This is a genomic window from Micromonospora sp. R311 (assembly GCF_056780015.1).
Genome location: NZ_JBSWCE010000001.1, coordinates 291,415 through 314,894 on the forward strand (window position 1 = coordinate 291,415; position 23,480 = coordinate 314,894).

The 23,480-nt window shown below is 70.9% G+C and carries 16 protein-coding genes and 2 pseudogenes; 8 read left to right on the forward strand and 10 right to left on the reverse strand.

Annotated features, from left to right (window positions below; translation table 11 throughout):
• The first annotated feature begins 248 nt into the window (after positions 1-248).
• The 3 genes from AC1WTP_RS01290 to AC1WTP_RS01300 are packed head-to-tail and all read left to right on the forward strand — an operon-like array spanning position 249 to position 1,625.
• Positions 249-689, forward strand: a complete 441-nt coding sequence (locus AC1WTP_RS01290) for a MarR family winged helix-turn-helix transcriptional regulator (RefSeq protein WP_481647395.1) — start codon at positions 249-251, stop codon at positions 687-689.
• The gene (locus AC1WTP_RS01295) at positions 676-1,224 is read left to right on the forward strand and encodes a hypothetical protein (RefSeq protein ID WP_481647396.1); all 549 of its coding nucleotides are present in this window, start codon (positions 676-678) and stop codon (positions 1,222-1,224) included. The genes AC1WTP_RS01290 and AC1WTP_RS01295 overlap by 14 nt, the downstream gene beginning before the upstream one ends.
• Positions 1,221-1,625, forward strand: a complete 405-nt coding sequence (locus AC1WTP_RS01300) for a GNAT family N-acetyltransferase (protein ID WP_481647397.1) — start codon at positions 1,221-1,223, stop codon at positions 1,623-1,625. The genes AC1WTP_RS01295 and AC1WTP_RS01300 overlap by 4 nt, the downstream gene beginning before the upstream one ends.
• 21 nt (positions 1,626-1,646) lie before the next feature.
• Here the strand turns inward: AC1WTP_RS01300 and AC1WTP_RS01305 are convergent, their stop codons facing one another.
• The 3 genes from AC1WTP_RS01305 to AC1WTP_RS01315 are packed head-to-tail and all read right to left on the reverse strand — an operon-like array spanning position 1,647 to position 4,655.
• A complete protein-coding gene (locus tag AC1WTP_RS01305) occupies positions 1,647-3,152 on the reverse strand; it encodes a tripartite tricarboxylate transporter permease (RefSeq protein ID WP_481647398.1) in 1,506 nt (501 codons plus the stop codon).
• 20 nt (positions 3,153-3,172) lie between these two features.
• Positions 3,173-3,634, reverse strand: a complete 462-nt coding sequence (locus AC1WTP_RS01310) for a tripartite tricarboxylate transporter TctB family protein (RefSeq protein ID WP_481647399.1) — start codon at positions 3,632-3,634, stop codon at positions 3,173-3,175.
• A gap of 1 nt (position 3,635) precedes the next feature.
• Positions 3,636-4,655: a tripartite tricarboxylate transporter substrate-binding protein gene (locus AC1WTP_RS01315; RefSeq protein ID WP_481647400.1), complete on the reverse strand. Its 1,020-nt coding sequence runs from the start codon at positions 4,653-4,655 to the stop codon at positions 3,636-3,638.
• A 175-nt stretch (positions 4,656-4,830) separates the two neighbouring features.
• Between AC1WTP_RS01315 and AC1WTP_RS01320 the strand changes: the two genes are divergently transcribed.
• Both AC1WTP_RS01320 and AC1WTP_RS01325 read left to right on the forward strand, forming a co-directional pair.
• Positions 4,831-5,514, forward strand: coding sequence for a response regulator transcription factor (locus AC1WTP_RS01320; RefSeq protein WP_481647401.1), 684 nt, complete (start codon positions 4,831-4,833; stop codon positions 5,512-5,514).
• Between the two features lie 6 nt (positions 5,515-5,520).
• Positions 5,521-7,002 (forward strand): sensor histidine kinase, encoded by a 1,482-nt coding sequence (locus tag AC1WTP_RS01325; RefSeq protein ID WP_481647402.1) that lies wholly within the window; start codon positions 5,521-5,523, stop codon positions 7,000-7,002.
• Positions 7,003-7,040: 38 nt separating this feature from the next.
• Here AC1WTP_RS01325 and AC1WTP_RS01330 read toward each other — a convergent pair whose 3' ends face one another.
• From AC1WTP_RS01330 to AC1WTP_RS01345, 4 genes are all read right to left on the reverse strand, one after another.
• Entirely contained in the window at positions 7,041-8,000 is a 960-nt protein-coding gene (locus AC1WTP_RS01330) for a TAXI family TRAP transporter solute-binding subunit (protein ID WP_481647403.1), read from the reverse strand.
• A gap of 133 nt (positions 8,001-8,133) precedes the next feature.
• Positions 8,134-9,696, reverse strand: a complete 1,563-nt coding sequence (locus AC1WTP_RS01335; RefSeq protein WP_481647404.1) for a family 10 glycosylhydrolase — start codon at positions 9,694-9,696, stop codon at positions 8,134-8,136.
• A gap of 240 nt (positions 9,697-9,936) precedes the next feature.
• On the reverse strand, positions 9,937-13,785 hold the full coding sequence (locus AC1WTP_RS01340; RefSeq protein WP_481647405.1) for a carboxypeptidase regulatory-like domain-containing protein: 3,849 nt from the start codon (positions 13,783-13,785) through the stop codon (positions 9,937-9,939).
• A 66-nt stretch (positions 13,786-13,851) separates the two neighbouring features.
• Entirely contained in the window at positions 13,852-16,188 is a 2,337-nt protein-coding gene (locus tag AC1WTP_RS01345) for a M4 family metallopeptidase (RefSeq protein WP_481647406.1), read from the reverse strand.
• A gap of 183 nt (positions 16,189-16,371) precedes the next feature.
• Here AC1WTP_RS01345 and AC1WTP_RS01350 point away from each other — a divergent pair, with 183 nt between their 5' ends.
• From AC1WTP_RS01350 to AC1WTP_RS01360, 3 genes and pseudogenes are all read left to right on the forward strand, one after another.
• Positions 16,372-19,197, forward strand: coding sequence for an AfsR/SARP family transcriptional regulator (locus tag AC1WTP_RS01350; protein ID WP_481647407.1), 2,826 nt, complete (start codon positions 16,372-16,374; stop codon positions 19,195-19,197).
• Between the two features lie 294 nt (positions 19,198-19,491).
• Positions 19,492-19,599 (forward strand): annotated as a pseudogene (locus tag AC1WTP_RS01355) (MerR family transcriptional regulator); the annotation flags it as partial.
• A 163-nt stretch (positions 19,600-19,762) separates the two neighbouring features.
• A pseudogene (locus tag AC1WTP_RS01360) lies at positions 19,763-20,647 on the forward strand (aminoglycoside phosphotransferase family protein).
• Positions 20,648-20,706: 59 nt separating this feature from the next.
• Here AC1WTP_RS01360 and AC1WTP_RS01365 read toward each other — a convergent pair.
• From AC1WTP_RS01365 to AC1WTP_RS01375, 3 genes are all read right to left on the reverse strand, one after another.
• Positions 20,707-21,576, reverse strand: a complete 870-nt coding sequence (locus tag AC1WTP_RS01365) for a cytochrome c oxidase assembly protein (protein ID WP_481647408.1) — start codon at positions 21,574-21,576, stop codon at positions 20,707-20,709.
• Positions 21,573-21,968 (reverse strand): hypothetical protein, encoded by a 396-nt coding sequence (locus AC1WTP_RS01370; RefSeq protein ID WP_481647409.1) that lies wholly within the window; start codon positions 21,966-21,968, stop codon positions 21,573-21,575. Before AC1WTP_RS01370 ends, AC1WTP_RS01365 begins: the two co-directional genes overlap by 4 nt.
• 77 nt (positions 21,969-22,045) lie before the next feature.
• Positions 22,046-23,407: a cytochrome c oxidase subunit 3 gene (locus tag AC1WTP_RS01375; RefSeq protein WP_481647410.1), complete on the reverse strand. Its 1,362-nt coding sequence runs from the start codon at positions 23,405-23,407 to the stop codon at positions 22,046-22,048.
• Positions 23,408-23,480 lie beyond the last annotated feature (73 nt).

Here is a 23,480-nt window from a genome sequence, read left to right on the forward strand (position 1 = left end):
GCTCCTGGGGATGAAGGCCGTCCACTGTCACCCTCAGCACGGCTGAGGTGTGGCGGATCAAGTGGAGCCCGGCCCCGCAGGCAGCTCACCGTCCGGTCCCGGCCTCACCGGGGCCCGATCCGGCCGCCCCGATACGCCCGTCCCGACCTGTTGACACTCCTCAGCCCGGCGGCAGCGCGCGGGCCAGAGTGACCGACGGACGGCGAAGGTGGTTGTGCGCTCGAACCATCTGGTTGTATTGTCGAACCATGGTCGACGGCGAGGACGTGGGGTCGGCACAGGACGCCCTCATGCGGTTCGTCCGCAACTTCGGCCTTCACCAACCCGATCGCACTCCGTGCGGGCAGCCGCTGCCGGTTTCAGAGGCGCACGCGTTGGCGGAGATCGCCCGGGATGGACACCTGCGACAGGCCGAACTGACCCGGCGGCTGCGGCTGGAGAAGAGCACGGTCAGCCGCCTGGTCGCGAACCTCGAACGGCGGGGCTGGATACGCCGGCAGACGGCCAGCGACGACGGGCGGGGAGTCCTCCTTCGACTCACCGACGTCGGAGTCACCGCTGCGGCGCGCCAAGCAGAGGCCCGCCGGGCGAGGTTCACCACCCTGTTGGCCCGCATACCCGACGATCAGCGCGCGTCCGTGGTACACGCGCTGCAGACCTTGGCGGAGGCCGCCGATGAGAACGCCTGACTCTTCCCGTACCCGCCGCTGTTCGCTGCTCGCAGTGGTCGCCGCCGTGGCGACCCTGGGTACCGCATGCGCCGATGGCGGCCGTGGACAGACCGCGCCCACGGCAAGTGCCGACCGGCAGGCGCAGGTCGCAGAACGTGGCGCATCCGTCATGCCCTTCGAGCTCGACCGTACGACCCATCACTTCGTGAAGACGGACGGCGGGGGCGTTCAGACCGTCGTCGCCGACGATCCACGGGATTCCAAGCAGATGGATCTCATCCGGCAACACCTGCGGCAGGAGGCCGAGCGCTTCCGCCGCGGTGACTTCACCGACCCGGCGAGCATCCACGGCGGTGAGATGCCGGGGCTCGGCGTTCTCCGGGGCAGCGCCGGCAGGATGGATATCGCATACGAGACGACGGTTGACGGCGCGCGCATCACCTACACCAGCAGCGACACCGCGACCGTCAGCGCTCTGCATGCCTGGTTCGACGCGCAGGTGAGCGATCACGGTGCGCACGCCACATCCGGAGGGACCTCCCCAGCGTCATGACCTACCTGGTGCGAGCAGAGACGCCGTCGGTCGAGGTTTACCGGCACCTGCGGGTCGCCGCCGGCCTGAGCGCCAAGTCGGTGGCAGCAGCGACCGCGGGTCTGGACGGCACATGGCACGCCGTCGTCGTTCGTTCCGATGACCAACCGATAGGCATGGGCCGCGTCATCGGCGACGGCGGCACGGCGTTCCAGATCGTCGACATGTGCGTACTGCCTGAGCATCAGGGCCGAGGAGTCGGCAAGATGATCATGAATGCGCTCATGGAGCGACTTCTGGACCGGGTGCCGAGCACCGCCTATGTCTCGCTGATCGCAGACGGTGCGGCACGCCACCTCTACGCGAAGTACGGCTTCGCGGAGACCGCGCCGGAGTCGGTGGGCATGGCACGCCAGCTCTGACGGGCGTGTTCGCGGAATGGCCTACTCGTCCTCGGCGAACACGACCTCGCGGCGCCTGCGGATGGCCGGGAGGGCGGCGACGACGAGTGCCGCCACGGCGAGGGCGAGGAGCACCGCGGAGATCGGCCGGGTCAGGAAGACCGACGCGTCGCCGCGGGAGATGATGAGCGCGCGCCGCAGGTTCTCCTCGAGCAGCGGGCCGAGGACGAAGCCGAGCAGCAGGGGCGCCGGCTCGCAGCCGCACTTGATCAGGATGTAGCCCAGGAGCCCGAAGAACACGATGGCGTAGACGTCGTACGCGTTGAAGCCCAACGAGTAGGTGCCGATGGCGGCGAACAGAATGATCATCGGGAACAGCACCTGGTACGGGATGCGCAGCATCCGCACCCAGACGCCGATCAGCGGCAGGTTCAGCAGCACGAGCAGCACGTTGCCGATCCACATCGACGCGATCAGGCCCCAGAACAGCGCCGGCTCGTCGGTGATGACCTTCGGGCCGGGGGTGATGCCGTGGACGATGAACGCGCCGACCATCAGCGCCATCACCGGGTGGGCGGGCAGGCCCAGGGTGAGCAGCGGGATGAACGACGTCTGCGCGGCGGCGTTGTTCGCCGACTCGGGGCCGGCGACGCCCTCGATCGCGCCGCGCCCGAACTCCTGCTGCCGCTTCGAGATCCGCTTCTCGACCGCGTACGAGGTGAACGAGGCCAGGACGTGGCCACCGCCGGGCAGCAGGCCGAGCGCGGCTCCCAGACCTGTGCCCCGAAGGATCGGGCCGGCCATCCGGCGCCGGTCCTCGCGGGTCGGCCAGAGGTTCTTCACCCTGCTGACGACGGCCGTGCGGGTCTGCTCGTTCTCCAGGTTGCGCAGGATCTCGGCCACCCCGAACATGCCGACGGCGACCGACACGAAGTCGATGCCGCCGTACAGTTCCCGCTGGTCGAACACGAACCGGGGCATGCCGGTGTAGATGTCCTGGCCGATCATCCCGAACAGGACGCCGAGCGCGATCATCGCCAGGGCCTTGAGCGCGCTGCCGCGCGCCAGCGCGATCGACACGATCAGGCCGAACAGCACCAGCGAGAAGTAGTCCGCCGGGCCGAACTGCACCGCGACGCGGGCCAGCGGTGGGGCCGCGACGGCCAGCGCGACGGTGGCCAGGGTGCCGCCGATGAAGGACCCGATCGCGGCGACGGCCAGCGCCGGGCCGGCCCGGCCCTGCCGGGCCATCTCGTGACCGTCGAGCGCGGTGACCGCCGCCGACGACTCACCGGGCAGGTTGATCAGGATGGCCGTCGTCGAGCCGCCGTACTGCGCGCCGTAGTAGATGCCCGCCAGCATGATCAGCGCCGTCACCGGCTCGAAGTTGAACGTGATCGGCAGCAGCATCGCCACCGTCGCCGTCGGCCCGATGCCGGGCAGCACGCCGACCGCCGTCCCGAGCAGCACGCCCACGAAGCAGTAGAGGACGTTCTGGACCACGAGGGCGGTGGAGAAGCCCAGCGCGAGGTTGTCGAAGAGTTCCATGCCTCAATCCGGATGGGGCGTCAGAGCGACAGCCACGGGCCCCACAGCGGGATCCGCAGTTGGAGTCCGACGACGAAGATGAGCGTGCTGGCCACGGTCAGCCCGGCGGCCACGGCCAGGGCCGTGAGCAACCGCACCCGCCGGCTGGCCAGGGTGACGAGGAGGGCGGTCACCGCCGACGTCGGCACGAATCCGAGACGCCGGACGCTGTATCCGAAGAACACGACTGCGACCACGATGACGCCGACCGCACGCCACGGGACCGCTCCGAACGAGGCCACCTCACCGGCGACGAGCCCCTTGCCGACGATCACCAGGCCCAGGGCGGCCAGGATCACGCCGACCAGCAGCGGGAAGTAGCCGGGACCCATCCGCAGCGGGGTGCCCAGCTCATAGCTGAGCGACCCCACCACGAATGCGCCACCGATGAGGACGAAGACCGCTCCGGCGAGGACGTCCGGGAGGGAGCGTCGGCGTTCCACCTCAGGAGGCCTCGACCCCGGCATCGGCGATGATCTTCGACCAGGTGCCGAGCTGCTCCTCGAGGTGCGCCCGGTGTGCCTGCGGGGTCGCGTCCTCCGCCGGGACCGGCGCGGTGCCCAGCTTGGCCATCTGGTCGATCACGCCCTGGTCGGCCAGGGCCACCTTCAGCGCCTCGGACAGCTTGTCGACGACCTGCTGCGGCGTGTCGGCCGGGACGTAGAGGCCGTGCCAGACGCTGACCTGGAGCTGGGGCAGCCCCGCTTCGGTCGTGGTGGGCAGATCGGGCAGGCTCTTCACCCGCTCCGGGGTGGTGACCGCGTACGCCTTGACCTCGCCCGCGGAGATCTGGCCGCTGGTGTTGGTCGTCTGGTCGCACATGAAGTCGACCTGGCCGCCGACGAGGTCGGTCAGCGCGGGGCCGGTCCCCTTGTACGGAACCTCCTGGAGCTTGACACCGACGGCGTGCTGGAACAGCAGGCCGCACAGGTGGGACGCGGCGCCGACGCCGGCGTTGGCGAGGGTGACCTTGTCGGCGTTCGCCTTCACGTGGGTCACGAGGTCCTGGAGCGTCGCGGGCTGGAAGTCCTTGCGGGCGACGATGGTCATCGGCACCTCGGTGACGAGCCCGACCATCTCGAAGTCCTCGAGCGGCTTGTAGTCCAGGTTCTTGTAGAGGGCCGGCGCCGTGGACATGCCGATGTGGTGCATGAGCACCTGGTAGCCGTCGGGCTCGGCCCGCGCGACCTCGCCGGCGCCGACCGTGCCGCCCGCGCCCTCGACGTTCTGTACGACTATCTTGGCACCCAGCTTCGCGGCCATCGGCTCGGCGATCATGCGGGTGACGGTGTCCGTCGGCCCGCCGGCGCTGAAGGGCACCACGATCGTGATGTTCTGCTCCGGGTAGTTCCCTGCGTCGCCTCCGCTGCCACCGCCACCATTGTCGGAACAGGCGGCCAGGAGCGAAACGGCGCCGATCGCGGCGATCATCCGCGCGACGGCCCGGTGCCTGGTCGTTGTCATATCGGGGCCTCCTCGTCAGCGCACGCGCATCCGTCGGTGCATGCGCGGCCTCAGTCTCGGCTGGCGGGGGCCTGGATGGTGTCAGAGAAATCCCAAGGAATGCGGCAGATGTCAGAGGAATCCCAAGAACCGGCGGGCTAACGGGAGCGTGGTCCGGGCCGTACAATTCGCCGGTATGCGGATCACCGTCATCGAGGATGACGACCGCGTGGCGCGTGCTCTGGTGACCGTCCTGGCCCAGGCGGGCTTCGAGGTCCACCGCATCGCCACCGCCGCGGAGGCCGTGCGTGCCGCCCCGTCGGATGTGGTCCTCGTCGACCTTGGTCTGCCCGACGGCGACGGGCTCGACGTGATCCGCAAGCTGCGTGACCGCCCGGAGACCGCCGTCATAGCCGTGACGGCGCGTTCGGAGGAGCACGAGCGGGTCCGTGGCCTGCGCGCCGGCGCCGACGACTACATCGTGAAGCCGTTCGGCATCCCGGAGTTGCTGGCCCGGATCGACGCCGTCCTGCGGCGTACCCGGCTGGCCCGTGCCCTGAGCCACCCGGACGAGCCGCTCCTCCTCGGCCCGATGCGGATCGGCGTCGGCACCCGCGAGGTCACCGTCGGCGGCACGCCCGTGACGCTGACGCGCAAGGAGTTCGAGCTGCTCCTGCTGCTGGCCCGGCGGGCGCCGAACGTGGTGAGCCGCGACGTCATCCTCGACCAGATCTGGGGCGCGACCTGGGAGTCCTCGAGTCGCACCCTGGACACCCACGTTGCGGCGGTGCGGCACAAGCTCGGGCCGGCCGTGCTCATCCGCACGGTCCACGGGGTCGGCTATCGGCTCCTGGCCGACCACCCGGAGCTGGTCGGCTGACGCGCCGTGCACCGTCGCCTGCTCGTCGTCCTGGTGCCCCTCGCGGTGCTGCTCGTCGCGGCGCTCGGGGTGCCGCTCAGCGTCACCGTGGCCGAGCGGGAGATGCAGGAGACCTACGTCGACCGGCTGAACGACGTCGGCCGGTTCGCGTCGCTGGCCGAGACCGCGCTGTCGACCGGGCGGACCGAGGCGCTCGATCAGGAGCTGACGCGCTACCACAGGCTCTACGGCATCCCGGTGGCGGTGATCGACACGTCGGGCGCGGTGCTGCTCGGGCCGGCCGGTGCGTATCAGGAGGCGGCGCGGGTCGAGCCGGCGTTGCCCCGGATCGTGACCGCGGCGCTGGCCGGGGCGCGGTCCGAACCGTCCGGGGAGTGGGCGCCGTGGGACGACTCCGCGCTCGTGGTCGCCGAGCCGGTGGGCCGGGACAGCGAGGTCGTCGGCGCCGTCGTGACGATCTCCGACCTGTCGGAGACGCGCGGTCGCATCCTGGTGCGCTGGGCCAGACTCGCCGGGCTCGGCCTGCTGCCGTTGATCGCGCTGGTGGCCGTCGCCTGGCCGGTTTCGGCGTGGGTGCTGCGGCCGGTGCGGGAGCTGGACGCGGCGAGCTCGCGGATCTCACAGGGCGACCTCACCATCCGGGCGGACGCCGAGGCCGGCCCGGTCGAGCTGCGGCGGTTGGCGGAGTCGTTCAACACCATGATGGACGCGGTGGAGAACGCCGTGCAGCGGCAGCGGGCGTTCGTGGCCGACGCGTCGCACCAGTTGCGCAATCCGCTGACCAGCCTCCGGCTCGCTGTGGAGAGTCTGGAAGCGCATCTGCGTCCGGCCGGCGACGGGCGGCAGCTGTACGACGTCGCCGTCGACGAGCTGAAGGCGATGCAGCGGATGTTGAACTCGCTGCAGGCCAGTGCGCGGATGGAGAGCATGCGGAGGGCGTCGCCGGTCGATCTCGACGCGGTGCTGGCGACCCGGGTGGACCGGTGGCGGGCCCTGACGGCGACGGCGGGGCAGACCCTGGCGGTCGACGTGCCGCCGGGGTTGCGGCTGCTGGAGCCCCCGGGCGGGCTGGGCAGCATCCTCGACGAGTTGATGAGCAACACGTTACGGCTGTCGAACGCGCAGGTGGTGGAGGTGACCGCCCGGGTCGTGCCCGGTGGTACGGACGCCGGACCCGGCGACGCCGCGGCGGCCGGCGGCGTGGTCACGATCGCCGTCCGTGACGACGGCCAGGGGCTCGACGTCTCCGAGCGGGCCCAGGCGCTACAGCGGTTCTGGCGCTCGCCGCGGCACCAGAACGTCTCCGGCACCGGCCTGGGACTGGCGATCTGCGCCGACCTGGTCGGGGCGGCCGGGGGCGAGCTGCGACTGGAGGACGGCCTGCCGCGTCCGGACGGGTCCGGGCACGGATTCGCCGCGGTGGTCGCGTTGCCGGTCGTATCGCGGGTGGCGTCGTCGTCCGACGAGCCGGCTCCGTCGCCGGTCTGAGACCCGGGGCTCGGTCGCCGGCCGGTCACTGTTCCGGGTCAGCGCTTGCGGTCGCGGAACCAGGCGGCCGCGCCGGGATGGAGCGGGACCGACCCGGTGGAGATCCCGGTACGCACGTTGATCTGCCACGCCTCGGGAACGGCTTCGGCGTCGTCGCGACCGGCGGAGGTGATCGCGCCGGTCTGCGTGAAGATCGTGTCGGTGATGGCGTAGACCAGGTCATCGGGCAGGTCGTTACGCACGAGGAGCACGTTCGGCACAGCGACGGTACGGGTGGCCGGGACGCCGGCGTAGGCGGTCGCCGGGATCATGGCCGGAGCGTAGGGACCCGGGAACGCCGTGAAGAGCGCGTCCGCCTGTGCGTCCAACGGGATGAGCCGGACCGGGTGGCGCTGCGCCAACTCCGTGATGGCGGGTGTCGGAACGCCGGTCAGGGAGAACATCGCGTCGATCTCACCGTCGCGCAGTGCCGCCGCCGATTCGGCCTGGCTGAGGTAGCGACCGTCGGCCTTCACCCGGCCGAGCCCCAGAACCCGCAGCGAGGTGAACTCGGTGCCCGAGTCGCGGGCACCGAGGGATATGTGCGCGCCCCCGAGGTCCCGGAACTCGTTGATCGCCGAATCGGCCATGACCACGAGATGCAGGTGACTGTCGTAGAGCCGGCAGATCGCCGAGAGCCCTTCGGGCGCGCTGCCGTCGGTGGTGATCAACGCGTCCAGGCTCGTCAGCCCGAGGTGCACCTCGCCGGCGCGCAGCATCCGGATGTTGTCGGTGGACGCCCCGCTCGGCACGGTCGTCACCGTGGCACCCGGCACCTGCTCGGAGATGTTCTCGGCCAGCGCACCGCCGATGCGCCGATATACCGCCCCCGCAGGCCCGGTGGCCAGTCGCAGGTGGACCTTGTCGACCTCGGGCTGCCGGGAACAACCGGCCAGCAGCCCTCCGGTGGCCAGGAGCATCGCCCGCCGGCTGAACCGTACCTCCGGGTTCAGCGCCATGCCGAGATGATACGGACGGCGGCGTCGGTGGGTCTGGAACGATCGGCGCCTGCCGGCGCTGTCCGCGGCGAACTGGGTGGATGGCGAGGTGGTTCCCGCCCACCAGAGATCGGATGGGCGGGAACCAGGTTGACTACAGCTGGATGAGGTGGTTCAGGTCCACCGTGGAGATCGCGCCGGCGCGGACCTGGGCGACCGCGACCGGCTGGCCGACGACGCCGTCGGGCAGGTCGACCTGGACCAGATAGGTCCCGGGACGCAGGTGCACGAAGCCGAACCAGCCGTCACCGTCGGCGAGTCGGGTGACCGTCTCACCGCCGGTGGTCAGCGGCCGCAGGGTGACGGTGGCCTGGTCCAGCGGCGCGCCGGAGCGCAGCGCGACCCGGCCGGAGACGTGGCCATCGGTGGGGTTGGCCTTCCACGGCATCACCGGCACCGCCGCCTGGTTGGCGAACGGGGCGTCGGGCCCGGTCGTCAGCGCCTGGACCAGCCTGTCCCGCTCCGCGTTGCGGAAGGACAGCGGCTGGTTGACCCCGGCGCGGGTCGGGTTGGCGTAGGAGTAGCCGCTCCAGCCGGCGGCGGTGTTGCCCGCCGCGGTGGGGGCGAGCGCCCGGCGCACCTGCTCGACGCTGTCGGGGATGTCGTTGAGGTACAGGGCCGGGCCGATGACCGCCTGCCGGTCGCCCTGCCAGTCGGCGAGCACCTCCGTCCACTCGTCGTACATCTGCTTCTGGTCGGGCATCCAGTTGCGCTTGTAGTTCATGGCGACGACCGTGTCCATGATCCCCTCGGCCATCCAGCCCTTCCAGTCCTGCAACACCTCGGCGTAGGGCCGGGTCTTCTCCCAACCGCCCATGGTCTGCGGCCCGAAGCTGTAGGTGATGCCATCCATCGACAGGCGGGCTCGCGGGTCCACCTCCCAGATGCCGAGGTAGATCTTGCGGACCAGGTTGGTCATCTGGGCGCGCCGCCAGTCGGAGAACTGCGGGTCGGAGGGCAGGGGTGTGTCGGTGCGGCCGGTGGCGGCGCGGAAGCGGGCCAGCGAGGTCTCGCTGTAGCCCCAGTCGCTGTGCGTGGTGGTGGAGTTGAAGTCGGGGTAGCGCACGTAGTCGAGGTTGATGCCGTCGACGTCGTACTCACGCACGATGCTCTGGATCGCCGAGACGATGTAGTTGACCGCGCCCGGGTTGGCCGGGTCCATGTAGGCGTTGGCGCCCATGAGCTCCTGGCCGTCGTAACGCTTGTTGAGCCAGCGGTCGGCGCCCGTGGCGGACCGGCCGTGCTTGTTGAAGACGTGCTCGGGTGAGGAGTGCGGGGTGGCCGAGTTCCACATCGTGTTGACGTTGACCCAGGCGTGCACCTCCATGCCCGCCGCGTGCCCCTGCGCGATCATCTCGTCGAGCGGGTCGTAGGGCATCGGTGCGATCGCCGCGTCGGTGCGCGGGTAGAGCGCCCGGTTGCAGAAGCAGTCATAGCGCCGGGCCACCTGGACGATCAGTGCGTTGGCGTTGATCTTCTTGGCGTCCTGCACGAGCCTGGTGACCTGTGCCGGGGTGTAGATCCCCTCGTTGAACGCGTCGACCCAGTAGCTGCGCCACTGTTGGGTGGGTTCCGATTCCGGTTCCGCCTTCGCGGCGGTAGCCATGCTCAGCGCCAGGACGGTGGCGGCCAGGATGGCTAATGCTCGCTTTGTCAAGGTGCCCTCCATGGATGAGGGTTCGTTGAAGAATACCTGCAAGGAATGCAGTTCATGTGAAGGTAAGCTGCGCCGCGCTCCGGGGGCAAGGGCCGCATCGGGGCTCACCCGGAAAGCTGGGCACCCGGACGGGCCCCGTCGGACCGGCTGCGGCCTGTTCCGCTGGTGGCAGCGCGCCGGTGCCCGACGTGACAGGGGCGGATGCGGGGCGGTCAGCGCCCCGCATCCACCCCACCGACGTCAGCCGATCGGCGTCACCGTCACGTCGCGGCGCACCGTGGCGTACGGCGCGTCGAGCCGCACCTGCGCGGTGCCGGGGAAGTGACCGGTGGCGTTGATCGCCAGGTCCCAGGTGCCCAGGGGCACCCGCAGCGTGAAGGCGCCGGTGGCGTCGGTGACCACCTCCTCCTCGACCTCACCCAGCCGCAGGAACTCCACGGTCGCCCCGGTCAGCGGTGCGCCGGTCGTGGCATCGGTGACGACGCCGGTGACGGTGCCGGGCGGCAGGAACCGCACCGACTGTCCGGAGCGCAGCCGCTCGTCGTGGTAGCTGTACTCCTGCGCGTACCAGGAGTCGCCGTCCTCGATGCCGACGGTCGCGCCGTCGCCGCGTCCGAACGCGGTGTCGGGCAGGGACCGGTGCTGCACGTCGATCCGGCCGTTCTCGTGCAGCACCGCGTCTATGCTGATCCGCTCGCCGTCGAGCAACATGTCCTGCCAGGTGACCATGAAGCGCCGGTTCGGAGCTGCTCCAGCGGTGCCGTGGGCCACCCGGGACGACGCGTCCATGGCCAGGCTGTCCCAGAACGCGTACACCGCGGCGTCCGGGCCGGACGTGCTGGGCAGGGGGCTGTTGGAGCCGCCCTGGTGGTCCGACGGCTCGAAGGCCAGGTAGCCGTGGCGGGACACGTACGCGGTGCGGTACGGCTGTCCGTACAGCCGGAAGTCGAACGGCAGGGTGACCGCGGTCGGCGGCCCGTACTCGCTGGTCGTCACCGTCGTGCTGGCGAAGCTCGGCTCCACCCCGCCCAGCAGGCACTGGTAGCCGAACCCGTCGGCGCCGTCCACGACGCCCATCGGGGCGATCACCGTGAGGTCGTTGACGGCGTCGCCGCCGATGATCGTCGGCAGGTAGAGCCGCCCGTCCCGCTGGCAGCCGGTGACGCTGGCGTAGACGTACGTGGCCACGTCGGACTCGGGGACCTTGGTGAACCGGTACGCCCCGTCCGCGCCGGTGGTCATCCGCACCGTCGGCAGTTCGCTGTGCGCGAGCCACACCTCGGCTCCGCGCACCGGTTGGCCGAGCGAGTCCCGGATGACGCCGCTCACCGTGCGCTCGTTGAGCGTGAGCCGCACGTCGTGGCGCAGCCGCTCGCCGCTGGTGTCCAGCACGACGGTGGACCGGTGGGTCCCGAAGGTGACCAGCGAGACGTCCACGGTGTACGTGCCCAGCGGCAGGTGCAGCACGTACGTGCCGTCGGCCGCGGTGGTGGTGGTCACCGCGGGCGTGTCCCCGGTGACCGCCGAGATCAGGGCACTGGCGGCCGGTGACCCGTCGGGCTTGGTCACGGTGCCGTACAGCGTCCCGGCGGCCCGGAACATGATCGCGCTGTGCGGGCGCAGCGCCGCCACGTCGCGGGAGTACTCCAGCCCGACGGTGCCGGTCTGGTTCTCCACGCCCACACTCGCCCCCGCGCCGCGAGCCACGGCCCCGGCGGTCAGGTCGCCGTAGTGCACGGTGACCGCGCCGGTTTCCGACAGTTCGACGGCGAAGGTGACCCGCTGCGTCTCGTCCTCGTAGAACGTCACGTTGCGCCACTCGACCACGAACCGCCGGTCCGGCGCGGCGCCGTAGCTGGCGGTCCGCACCACGGCCCGGTCGTCGACGACCAGGTCGTCCCAGAACGCGAAGACCGCCGCGTTCGGTATGGACGGGTTGGGCACCTCCCGGTTGATCGAGTTGTCCGCGGCCCGGTCGAAGCTGAGGAACCCGTTGGTGGCCACCCACATGGTGGTGTGGTTGCGCCCGTAGAACGGCATCGGGAACGGCAGGTTCACCTGCGCTGATTCGTCGTCACCGGTGAGCGCCAGCGCGGTGGTGCCGGCCGGGAACGGCGCCGTGGTGCCGTTGCACTGGTAGCCGGCGCTGTCCGCCTGGGCCGGCGGGTACAGATCGACCGTCTCCGGCCCGTCCACCGTCACCTGCCGACTACCCGCGCTGAGGCAACGGCCCGCCGCGAAGGTGAGGGTGTACCCGCCGACCGGCACGTTGTCGATGCGATACGCCCCGTCCGGCCCGGTGACGACCGCGGACAGCGGCGTGGCCAGCAGCTTCACCGAGATGCCGGGGGCACCCACGCCGCCCGGGTCGCGGACCACGCCGGTGACGCTGTGCCGGGCCAGCGCGACGAGGGCCAGGTCGACCGTCGCGGTGCTGTCGGCGGTCACGGTGGCCGAGACGGCACCGTCGTTGAACCCGAACGCCTTGACCGCCACCGTGTAGGTGCCGGGCGGGACGGTGACGGTGTAGCGGCCGGCGGCGTCGGTGGTGGCCACCCGCTCGGTGCGGTTGGGTCCGTTGAGCCGCACCGACGCGCCGGCGACCGGTCCGTCGGGCCCGCGGGCGACGCCGGTCAGCGTGCCACGGGGGCCGCGGGGCGCGGCCGCCACCGCGGCGTACACGTCGAGGCGGCCCCGGCCCCAGACCGGATTGTCGGCGGCGGTGCCGCCGCACTGCGTGTCGGCGACGTCGACCGCGCCGCCGTCGAGCAGGGCCCGCGTGGCGGGGATGTCACCGATGAGCTCGGGCGCCGCGGACCACAGCAGCGCGACCGCCCCGGAGACGTGCGGCGCCGCCATCGAGGTGCCGTTGTACGCCTCGTAGCGCCCGCCGGGTACCGAGGAGACCACGGCGACGCCGGGCGCGGCGATGTCTGGCTTGATCTCCGCGGCGGCCGTGCCGCGACTCGAGAAGTCGGCGATGGCACCGTCGGCGCCGAACGCGGCCACCGCGTACGCCTGGGTGTAGTCGGCGGGCGAGCCGACGGTGGCGCAGTCGGGGCCGCTGTTGCCCGCGGAGAAGACCGGCATGATGCCGACCTCGATCCAGCGGCTGACCACCTGGCTGTAGAACGGGTCGCTGACCGGCGACCCCCACGAGTTGTTGACGATGTGCGGGGCGAGGTCGGGGCGGAAGGTGAAGTTCTCGTCGAACGGCGCCATCACCCATTCGCCGGCCAGCAGCAGGGCCAGCTCGGTGCAGCCGCGGCCGACGCAGCCGCGGGCGGCCACCCAGCGCGCGCCGGGCGCGACGCCGATCTGGGCGCCGTCGCCGTCGTCGCCGACCATGGTGCCCATGGTGTGCGTGCCGTGGCCGTTGCTGTCGCAGGGCGCGGTGAGGCACTGCCCGTAGGGGTCGTACCAGTTGAACCGGTGGTCGAACACGCCGTTGCCGACGTTGCCGCGGTACTGGCGGACCAGCGCGGGATGGTCGAACTGCACGCCGCTGTCGATGCTGGCGACCACGATGCCCTCGCCGCGTACGCCGTGCTGCGACCACACCTGCGGGGCCTGGATGCGGTCGATGTTCCACTCGACCGTCGCGGCCGCCGCGGCCTGTTGCGCCGGGGTCGGCTTCGGCAGCTGGAAGGTGCGCATGGTGCGTACGGTGCGCACCTCGGGTCGGCGGGCCAGTTCGGCGGCGAGCTTCGCGTCGGCGTCCTCGACCTGGATCGCGTTGACGATCCAGAACGGGTGGTGGTCCACCTTGCGTTGGGTGAGCAGGTGCCGGATGCCGCGTTGGCTGCGTTCGGCGAGCGCGGACAGGGTCCGCTGCCCGTAGGCGGTGCGTTGGGCGTGGGTGCGCAGGCCGCGGGCCGGGCGCAGGTCGGCGCGCTCGGCCAGCTCGACGATCAGGTCGGCGGTGCGCCCGCCGGCCAGCGCCTGACGTGCCGCGGGTTGGAGCTTGTCGGCCGCGGCACCGGCCGCGGGAGCGGGAGCGAAGAGCAGTGCCGACGCGAGCACGCCGGCCACCGCGGTGGCGAGCCGCCGCACGGTCCGGGACCGCGGCGCGGGAAGGGATGGGTGCATGGAGGTCCTCGTCTGGGCGTGAGGCGGTGGCGGGCGCGCGTGCGCCCGCCACCGCCGGAGCAGGAATCAGCCGACGTGCGTGTCGAGGTACGACAGCGCCTGGTTGGCGGTCAGCCCGGACAGCGCCGGGAGGTTCGCCTTGCCGAGCTCGGTCTCGATGATCGACGCCAGCTCGCCGCCACCGGCCGCCCGGTCGGCGGCCGCGTAGTCGCGCAGCAGTGTCTCCAGCTCGGTGAGCATCTCCGCCGTCACCACGGCGGTGTCACCGTCCGGGGTGCCGACGGTCTGCAGCACCGGTTGCAGCGTCTGCATCGCGTGGGCGGTGCGCCGGCGCAGGTCGTCGTCGGCTGTCATCAGCGCGATCGCCCGGTCGCCGCCCTGGGCGTACACGACCTCGTAGTGTCGCAGCGCCGGGGTGCGCCCGTCGGTGAACAGGTCTCGCACGTGCAGCAGTGCGCCGAGCACCGCGTCCACGCCCGGGCCCTGCGGTTCCAGGCCCTCCGGGCCCACCCCGGTCAGCGACGTGTCGGCGATGCAGAGGCAGTCCTGCCGGTCCTGCTCGTACACGCCGTCGACGCCGACCGCCGTCCACGCGGCGGCCGCCTCCTTGGCCTCGGTCGAGCCCTTGCCGTAGAGCTTGTTGGCGGACTCGATGAAGCCGACCCGGGAGTCGGTGAACCGGGCCCGGGGCGCGAGGTAGGTGATCAGGGTGCGATAGGCGATCCGGGCCGCCTTCTCGATGCCGATCTTCTGCGACAGCAGGTAGAACGCCTTGTTCTGGATGCCCGAGTTGGTGTGTACGCCACCCAGGTCCAGGCAGCTGCGCTCGAAGTCGCGGTAGTGGCCGGGATCGCCGTACAAGGGTGGGTCGGCCATGCTGCGTAGCGCACCGCCGGGGATGCCGGTGCCGACCAACCAGTCGTTGCTGCCGGTGGCGAACTTCTCCACGGCCTCGGCGAAGATGTCGGAGAAGCTCTCGTTGAGCGCCCCGGACTGGTACATGTACCACAGGTCAGCGGTCTCGAAGGTGACGCCGTGGGTCAGTTCGTGCGCCACCACGTCCAGCTTGGTCATCTCCTCGCCGAACAGCATGGTGTCGATGACGTCCGGCACGAACGCGGCGTTGCGCATCGGCTCGTCCGGGTCCCGGCGTACCCGGACCAGCGCCCGCAGCTGCCCACCCTCGTCGTCGAAACTGTCCCGGCCGAAGGCCAGCACGGTCGGCGTACGCCGGCCCGGATCCGCCCCGGCCGGCAGCAGGTAGAGCTTCGCCGGCTCCACGAGCGAGCCGTGCGGCAGCGCGCGGCGGGCGTTGGCCGTCGCGGTCTCCGCGCTGACCGTGCCGCTCAACCGGTCCACGACCAGGTCCGGCTCCAGCGAGTTGGTCAGGAACTCCACCGTGCGGCCGGTGGCGTCCAGGTGCACGCCGACCCGGGAGCCGTAGACCGGCACCCCGCCCACGTGCTGCTCGAACCACACGTGCCGCTCGCCGGTGCGCTCGCGCTGCTCGCGCAGGGGCCGTAGCTGGGCGCTCGCGTCGACCACGCCGAACAGGCCGGAGTTGCGCCGCAGCCAGCCCGGCACGTCCCCGCCGAGCCGGCTGGACAGGCTCAGCATCGACGGGGTCCCGCGCCACGGCTCGAACGCGGCCAGCGGCGGGTGTCCCTGCTCGGCCGCGACCCGTGCGATCGCGGCCGCGACCCCGGCCCGGCGGTAGCCGTCGGGCGGCTGCGTCGAGTCGCCCACAAACGGCACCACCCGCTCGGCCGGGGGCGGCGCCGGCTGTGCCGCGGCGGGTGGCCCGACCACCATGACCGCCGCCACCAGCACCAGGGCGAGCGCGCCGGCTCGGGCCGGGGTGGCCAGACCCCGCGCCACGCGCCGGGGCAACGCGGCCGCGGCCAGCTGGGCGATCGACGCCCAGGCCAGGGCGGCCAGCGCGGCGAGCCAGGCCGGCGACGCGAGGTGTACGAGCGGATCCGTCGCGGTGGCGGCGCCCGCGGCGGACAGTCCGGCGATCAGGGTCGCGTAGCCGCCGGCGACCAGCGCGGCCTGTCCGATCGACCGCGGGCGGCGGCGGGCTCGCCAGGCCAGCAGCACGGCCGCGGCCAGCGGGCCGGCCACCAGCAGCGCCAGCTGCGAGCCGCTCAGCAGCATCGAGATCGGATACAGCCGGCCGCCCGTGCCGCCGATGCTCCAGTCCAGGGGCGCACCGGTGCTCGCGGCGACGGCGGCGGCGAGCCCGGTCAGGTCGCCGGCCAGGTAGGCGCCGACCGGCCCGGCCGCGCCGCCGGCAAGCGAACGCAGCACCAGCCAGCAGGCGGCCACGGTCAGCGCCGCGGCGAGCAGAGCGTCGCCACCCGCGACCAGCCACGGTCGCAGACGGCGTACGAGTACAGGCACGATGAACCTCCCAGTGAGCACAATCTCGCGTCGGTCCTGGCCGGATGGAAGGTGGAGGCGTTCCCACCGATGGATCGATTGTCGTGAGATCCGGTTGGCGAAGGATCATCCCGCGCGGTTGCAGGACGCCTGCAGACGGCTTGTCCCCGAGCGGCCATAATGGACGGCCGAGGAGGTGGCCAGGTGAAGTTCCGGGTCCTCGGCGCGGTCGAGGTGCACCTCGCCGGCACGCCGGTCGATCTGGGCTCCCGCCAACAGCGCCTGCTGCTCGGGCTACTCCTGCTGGAACCCGGTCGTCCGGTGCCGGTGGACCGGCTCGTCGAACTCGTCTGGGGGGCCAACCCGCCGGCCTCTGCCCGGGGCACGCTCCAGGCGCTCGTGTCCCGACTGCGCGCCTGCCTGCGCCGCGCCCGTGAGGCGGTGGATGCCGGCTCGCCCGACGGCCCCGAGATTCTGCACACCGGTGCGGGCTACCTGCTGCGGGTGGATCCGGGCTCGGTCGACGTGCATCGCTTCACCGACCTGGTCGCCCGGGCCCGACAGGCCGAGGGCCCACCAGCGGTCGAGCTGTTCGACCTGGCACTTGCGTTGTGGCGGGGCGACCCGCTGGCCGACGTGGCCCCGGCCGACGTACGGGACCGGCTCTGCGCCGGGCTGCGCGAGGTCATGTGGACGGCGGTTGAGGACCGCCTGGAGGCACGGATCCGACTGGGCCGGTCCCGGGAGGCGCTGGACGAGCTGACCAAGCTGGTCGCTGAGCATCCCTTCCGGCAGCGGCTGCACGGACAGCTCATGCTGGTCCTGCACCGGGCGGGACGTACCGACGAGGCGCTGCGGACCTACCGCGACCTGCGGGCCCGGCTGGTCGCCGAGTTCGGCCTCGATCCCACACCGGAACTGCGGCAGCTGGAAGCCGCGATCCTGCGGGCCGACCTCACCCTGGAGGTCCCACCGGACCGGCCGCCCGGAAACCTGACGCGGCGCGGCCCCGGCAACCCACCCGTACGGCCTGCCGAGCTTCCTCACCCACACGGCCAGTTCGTCGGCCGGCGCGCCGAACTCGCCGCGCTCGACGACCAGCTCGACGCCGTCCGGCACGCCGGCGGTCCCGGCATCGTGGTGATCGACGGGATGGGTGGGATCGGCAAGACGGCCCTCGCCCTGCACTGGGGCCACCTGCACCGGCACGACTTCCCCGACGGCCAGGTCTACCTGGACCTGCGCGGGTTCAGTCCCGGTGACACCCCGATGACGCCGGCGGAGGCGCTGCCCCGACTGCTGCTGTCGCTCGGCGTGCCACCGTCGGACATCCCGCCCACGGTCGACTCCCAGAGCGGGCGGCTGCGCAGCCTGACCGACGGCCGGCGGCTGCTGATCGTGCTGGACAACGCCTATGACGCCGCGCAGGTCCGACCGCTGCTGCCGGGGAACGTGGCAGCCCTGGTGGTGGTGACCAGCCGCCGCCGGCTGACGGGGCTCGTCGTCCGCGAGCAGGCGGTGCCGCTCAGCCTCCCACCGCTGCACCCGCTCGAGTCGGTGGACCTGGTCGCCGGGTGCCTGCACCGGTCCCGACCCGAGGAGCGGGAGGCACTCGCGGACTACTGCGGCCACGTGCCGCTGGCGATCCGGATCGTCGCCGCCCGCGCGCTGGACCTACCGCACCGGCCGCTCGGCGAGTTGCTCGGGGAACTGCGGCAGGGACCCCGGCTCGACGCCTTCGCCGGGCATGACGGCCCCGACACCAACCTGCGTACCGTCTTCTCCTGGTCGTATCGCTGGCTTTCGCCGCCGGCCGCCGAGCTGTTCTGGCGGCTGGCACTGCACCAGGGCGAAAGCCTCGGCGTCCATGCCGCCGCGGCACTCGCCGGCATCGACGTGCCGCGGGTCCGGGAGCTGACCGCCGAGCTGCACCGGGCCAGCCTCCTGCAGCTTCCGGCGCCGGACCGCTACCAGTTCCACGACCTGGTGGGCGCGTACGCCAGGGAGCTCGCCGAGGCGCCGGAGAACGCGGCGCAACGGCAGCTGGCCTTCGGTCGGCTCCTGGACTGGTACCTGCACACGGTCAGCGCCGCGGGCCGGGTGCTGCAGCCGCACCGGCCGCACTTCGACCCGGCCGCACCAGCCCTGGTGGAGCCGATGCGCGTCGACACCTACCAGGCCGCGCTGAGCTGGTGCGAGAGCGAACGGACGAACCTGGTCCCGGTGATCCGCGCTGCGGCGTCCGGCGGGCTGTCCGGGCACGCGTGGCGGATCGCGCTGGCCGCATCGGCGTACTGGTACATCGCCAAGCGCCGCGAGGACTGGCGGGCGGCGACCCGCATCGGGGTCGCCGCCACCCGTGCCGTTGGTGACCGGCAGGCCGAGGGAGCGCTGCTGGCCAGCCTGGCGACCGCCCTGTGCGAGAGCCGACGCTACGCCGAGGCCATCGAGCTGTACCAGGAGTCGCTGCGACTGCACGAGGCCAGCGGCGACCGCAACTGGCGAGCCACCAGCCTGAACAGCCTGGCCGTCGCGCACGCCGAGTCGGGCCGCCCCGATGAGGCGCTGGCGACGTTCGCCCTCGCCCGCGAAGAACACCGGCTGCGGGGCAACCGGCGAGGTGAGGGCGTGGCACTGCAGAACATGGCCCAGTGCCACGTGCTGCTCGGCCAACCCGGCGAGGCGATCGCCCGCCACGAGGAGGCACTGACTGCGATGCGCCACGCGGGTGACCGGTACGCCGAGGCCATCTGCATCGCCAATCTCGGCGAAGCGCACGCCGAACTGGGCGATCACGAGCGGGCGATCCTGCGCTTCCGCGAGGCGGTGCGGCTACACCTGTCCACCGGCAACGAGCACGGCAGGGCGCGGACGCTCCTGGCGCTGGGACGGTCGCTGGACGAGCTGGGCGACACCGACCGCGCCCGGTCCTGCTGGCGCCAGGCGCTCGCCGTCTTCGACGAGCTCGGCGACCCCGAGGCGGACGAGATCCGCGCGCTGCTGGGCGAGCCGACGATCAGCGGCCGTTGACCTGCCCGGGCCGGCGCGCACGGCGAACGGGGTGATGATCACCATGCCCGCCCTCTTGGCGGCCGTGCCGCGTCTCGGGCGACGAGGCCCAGGGTCTGGACCTGACACGGCCGTCGCTGATCGTCCTGTAGCCGACCGCCCCGATATGGGCTCGGTTACCGTGCGCCCCTTGCCGGGCCTGAGTGGAAATGGCTGTATGTCTTCTGTGCTGTCCGCGGTGCCCCGGCCGCGTCTGTCCCGTCCGTCCTGGCTGTCGCCGAAGGTGTTCCGCACCGAGGTCCTCGCCGGCCTGGGCGCGACCTACTCGCGGTCCTCGACGCACTCGACACCGCCACCGGCACAGCACAGGCCCACCTGCTGGACCGGCTCGGCATGTTCCACAGCGCCGCCACCGCTCGAGTCACTGCGTCATGGCCAGTCCACACAACCGTCCATGATCGGCGGTGTCTGCTTTCGCTCGCGCACCACATTGCGCTCAACTTCAACGCCAGACGAGGACGGCTCAGTGAGTGATATTCCGGATCTCGGTCCCCTGCCGCAGCGCATCACCGTCGACGCGGAACAGGTGCATCGGCTCATCGCCGACCAGTTCCCGCACCTGGCCGACCTCCCGATCGAGCCGGTAGCCAACGGCGGCTGGGACAACTGGACCTTCCACCTCGGCCCCGAAAGGCTGGCGCGTCTGCCCAGCGCTGCCGAGTACGCCTTGGCGGTCGACAAGGAACATCGGTGGCTCCCGGCCCTCGCCTCTCGGCTGCCGCTGCCCATCCCCGCCCCGCTGGCGAAAGGCAAGCCAGATGCGGGCTATCCCTACCCGTGGTCGATCTACCGGTGGCTCGACGGCGAGCCTGCAAGCGTGGACCGCATCGCCGACCCGGTGCGATTCGCGATCGACCTCGCCGAGTTCCTAGCGGCCTTGCAGAGCGTCGACGCCGCTGACGGTCCGCAGCCGGGTGTCCACAACTGATTCCGGGGCGGCACCCTGCGCACCTACGACAAGAAAGTTGAGCGTGCGCTCGCGGACTTGGACGGCCACGTCGATGCCGAGCTGGTGCGCGAGATCTGGGCGAGGGCACTCGACGCCTGCTGGGACGGTGTAGACCGCTGGCTCCATGGGGACATCGCCCAGGGAAACCTTCTACTTGCTGACGGCCAGTTGGCGGCCGTCATTGACTTCGGGACATGCGGCGTCGGTGACCCAGCCTGCGATCTGGCGATCGCCTGGACATTGCTGACCGCTGACGGCCGGAAGGCATTTCGCAAGCGGCTGTCGGTGGATGATGCGACGTGGGCGCGCGGACGTGGCTGGGCCCTCTGGAAAACCCTCGCCACCTGCTCCTACACCTTCGAAGATCCCGAGGACGCAGAAGAATTCTCGAACGCGCAACGCGTCCTCGGCGAGATCTTCTCTGAATACACGGTCGGCGCTGTCACTAGGCCTCGCCCATGACAGCCAATACGCAGCGGCACGCCCTCGCCCAGCCGTGATCACGATCCCCGGCTGGAGTACTAGTTGCGTCCTGACCGGACAAGTGGGTTCAGCCTGCGGTCGGCATTCTCACTCTGCCTGATCCAGGCGACAAGCAGCATCAGCGCCGTAGCGACGTAGACCAGACCGCCCGGGATCCACATGATGACGCCCGCGAGCTGCTGGTCGTCGAGCGGGTCCAGATGCCAGGGTTGCGTTGTCTGCGCATATCCGTCGTACCACGGGGTCCGAGCGAAGGTCAGCAGAGCTGAGAGGATGACGCTCTGCATGGAGGTGGCGAAGACGAGTAGCACGCCGGTACCGGGTGACATCCCGCCCGTGCGCCGGATTCCGATGATCGCGCCCCAGAACAGCACTGCGGTGATGAGAAAGCTCGCGTGCTCCACCACATGGATGATCTTGTGCTCAAGTGCGGCTCCATACGGTACCGCCGCATGCCAGAACCACAGTGCGCCGACGTGCAGCAGCCAGACCGCGCCCGGGAGGCGAAGGAGACGTGTGTTGTTTCTGGTCAGCCTTAGTCTTCGCCGCCACCGCGCGGCGGCGCGGCGTACGACCATGGGAGTACCGCGCAACACAGTCGTCCAGGGGGCGCTGAACGCCAATAGCGGCGCAGCGACCAGCACAAGTAGCAGGTGTTGCACCATATGCGCGGAGGCAAGCGCGTTCGACATCGTTTCAAGAGGTGAGAGCAGCGCGATGCCTAACACTGCGAGTGCCCCGGCGAAGCACCTACCCCGTCTGTTGTTCGCGGGCGGGTGGCCTCGTGACCGCCCTGACCGGTAGAACCAGGTGGCAAGGACAAGGGCGGCACCGAGCGTCGGGTCCGGTTCCCACATCGTCCACAGATCATGGGGTGCCGGAGGTTGGCCCGGGTGCGTGAGAATCATGGCAGGCAAGCCGGTAGGAAGAAGGCAGGTACACCAACGAGCAGGACGGACACGAATCCGAGCAATGACAGCAGGAATCCGGCGAAGGCCAGGCTTCCGCCGCGGTCGGGCGGCTCGGCACCGGGGCCCGCGGGCCGTTCCCGTCGATCGGCGCGCCATCGCCTATAGCCCCAAAAGGCGGTTGCCAGGCACCCGATCGCGGCGACAGCAGTCGTCACCAGGGTGACGATCACCGGCGCTGGTGGGTCGAACACGTTCAGTCCCGGACCGTCGCCGGTGCATCCGGCCTCGACGGTGAGGTAGACGACCATGAAGTGGGCGCTTGAGATCAGTGGTCCGGCCAGGAACAACGCCGATAGCGTCCATTCCCGGCGGCTGCGCGAAATGTCCACCGCGAACGGGGTGCCCCTCCCGGCCGTGGTGGCGCCCTTCCTACGCCGAGGCCGATCACTGGCGCTCTCTTGCCGGTTCATGTGAGGTACGGACCGAGGTAGAGGGTGCCGAACCCGATGATCCACACGATGACCATGGCCCTCCAGAAGCGATCAACGTTGGTGAGGGGTGCGTGACGCCGGGCGGTGTAGGCTCCTCGTGCGGTCCAGAAGACCGTCATTGCGAGCATGATGATGGCTGCGGCCGCGACGAGGATGATGAAGCCGGCCAGCGTATAGAAGATCGAGCCGTAAGCGTGGGCACGCCATGAGACGTCGAGCCGGCTGAGGTCGAACCACTGCGCGGAGGTCCCGGTTGCCCCCAGGATGAGGGCGGCGACCAGGCCGCGGAGCAGTCCGCGGCGGTCTCCCTTACCGATGCGCCGCTCGGCGATCTGGACGGCGCCCGCGCTCGCGACCAGGAGCGCGGCGCTGACCAGCGCGAGCGTCAGCGGTGGATCGCCGACGCCTGGCGGCGGCCATTGGGCGTTCTCCAGCCGGAGGTAGAAGTAGCTCAGCAGCAGCGCGGCGAACGCGGTGGCGACGAACAGAATCACCAGGCCGGTTCCCCACCGAGCCACGACGACGCTGCCGTGAGCGTTCACCGGTACGCCGTACTCGCGTTCGAAGGCGTCCTCGTCCACTTCGCTCATCGGCGGCGGCTGCGGCCAGTTCCAAGCGATTACTCCGCCAGCGATGGTCAGCACGCCGACGATGACGGCCCAGCGGAGCTTGATCAGCTCACTGAGGAAGATCAGCACGACGCCGAGCGCGGTGACCAGGGGCCAGATCGACGGATCGGCGACGCGGAAAACCTCTCGCGGTCGGGCGTCGGCGGTCCCGACGATCACCGCGGCACGCCACTTCAGCGGCCACTGCGAGATTCCATGAACGAAGCGTTCGACTGCGTCATCACCGCGGTGCAGTTCGTCCTGGTCCCACAACGGGTGGCGGCTGCGGATGATCGGCAGCACCGACCATCCATGCTGCGCGGGTGGGGACGGCAATGCCCACTCGAGGCTGTCGGCGCCCCACGGGTTGTTGCCCGCCTCCTCCCCTCGCCGGTAGCTGCGCCACACGTTCCAGACGAACACGGCGATGCCCGGCGCGATGATCAGCACGCCGATTGTCGAGATGAGGTTGTGGATTCCCCATCCAAGGCCTTCGTCGTAGGTGTAGACACGTCGCGGCATCCCCATCAGCCCAACCTGGTGCATCGGGAAGAAGGCAACGTTCACGCCGACGAACAGCAGCCAGAAGTTCCATCTGCCAAGGCGCTCATCGAGCAGCCGCCCGGTGAACTTCGGAAACCAGTAGTAGACGCCAGCGAAGATGGGGTGTTCCGCACCGGGTTTGATGGAGACATCGAAACCTGGGAGGAACACCAGCGATGCCCGCACCGAAGAAGTACAACGATGAGCTGCGTGAGCGTGCGACTCGATTGGCGGTCGAGGCCCGTCGGGATCCGGTGTC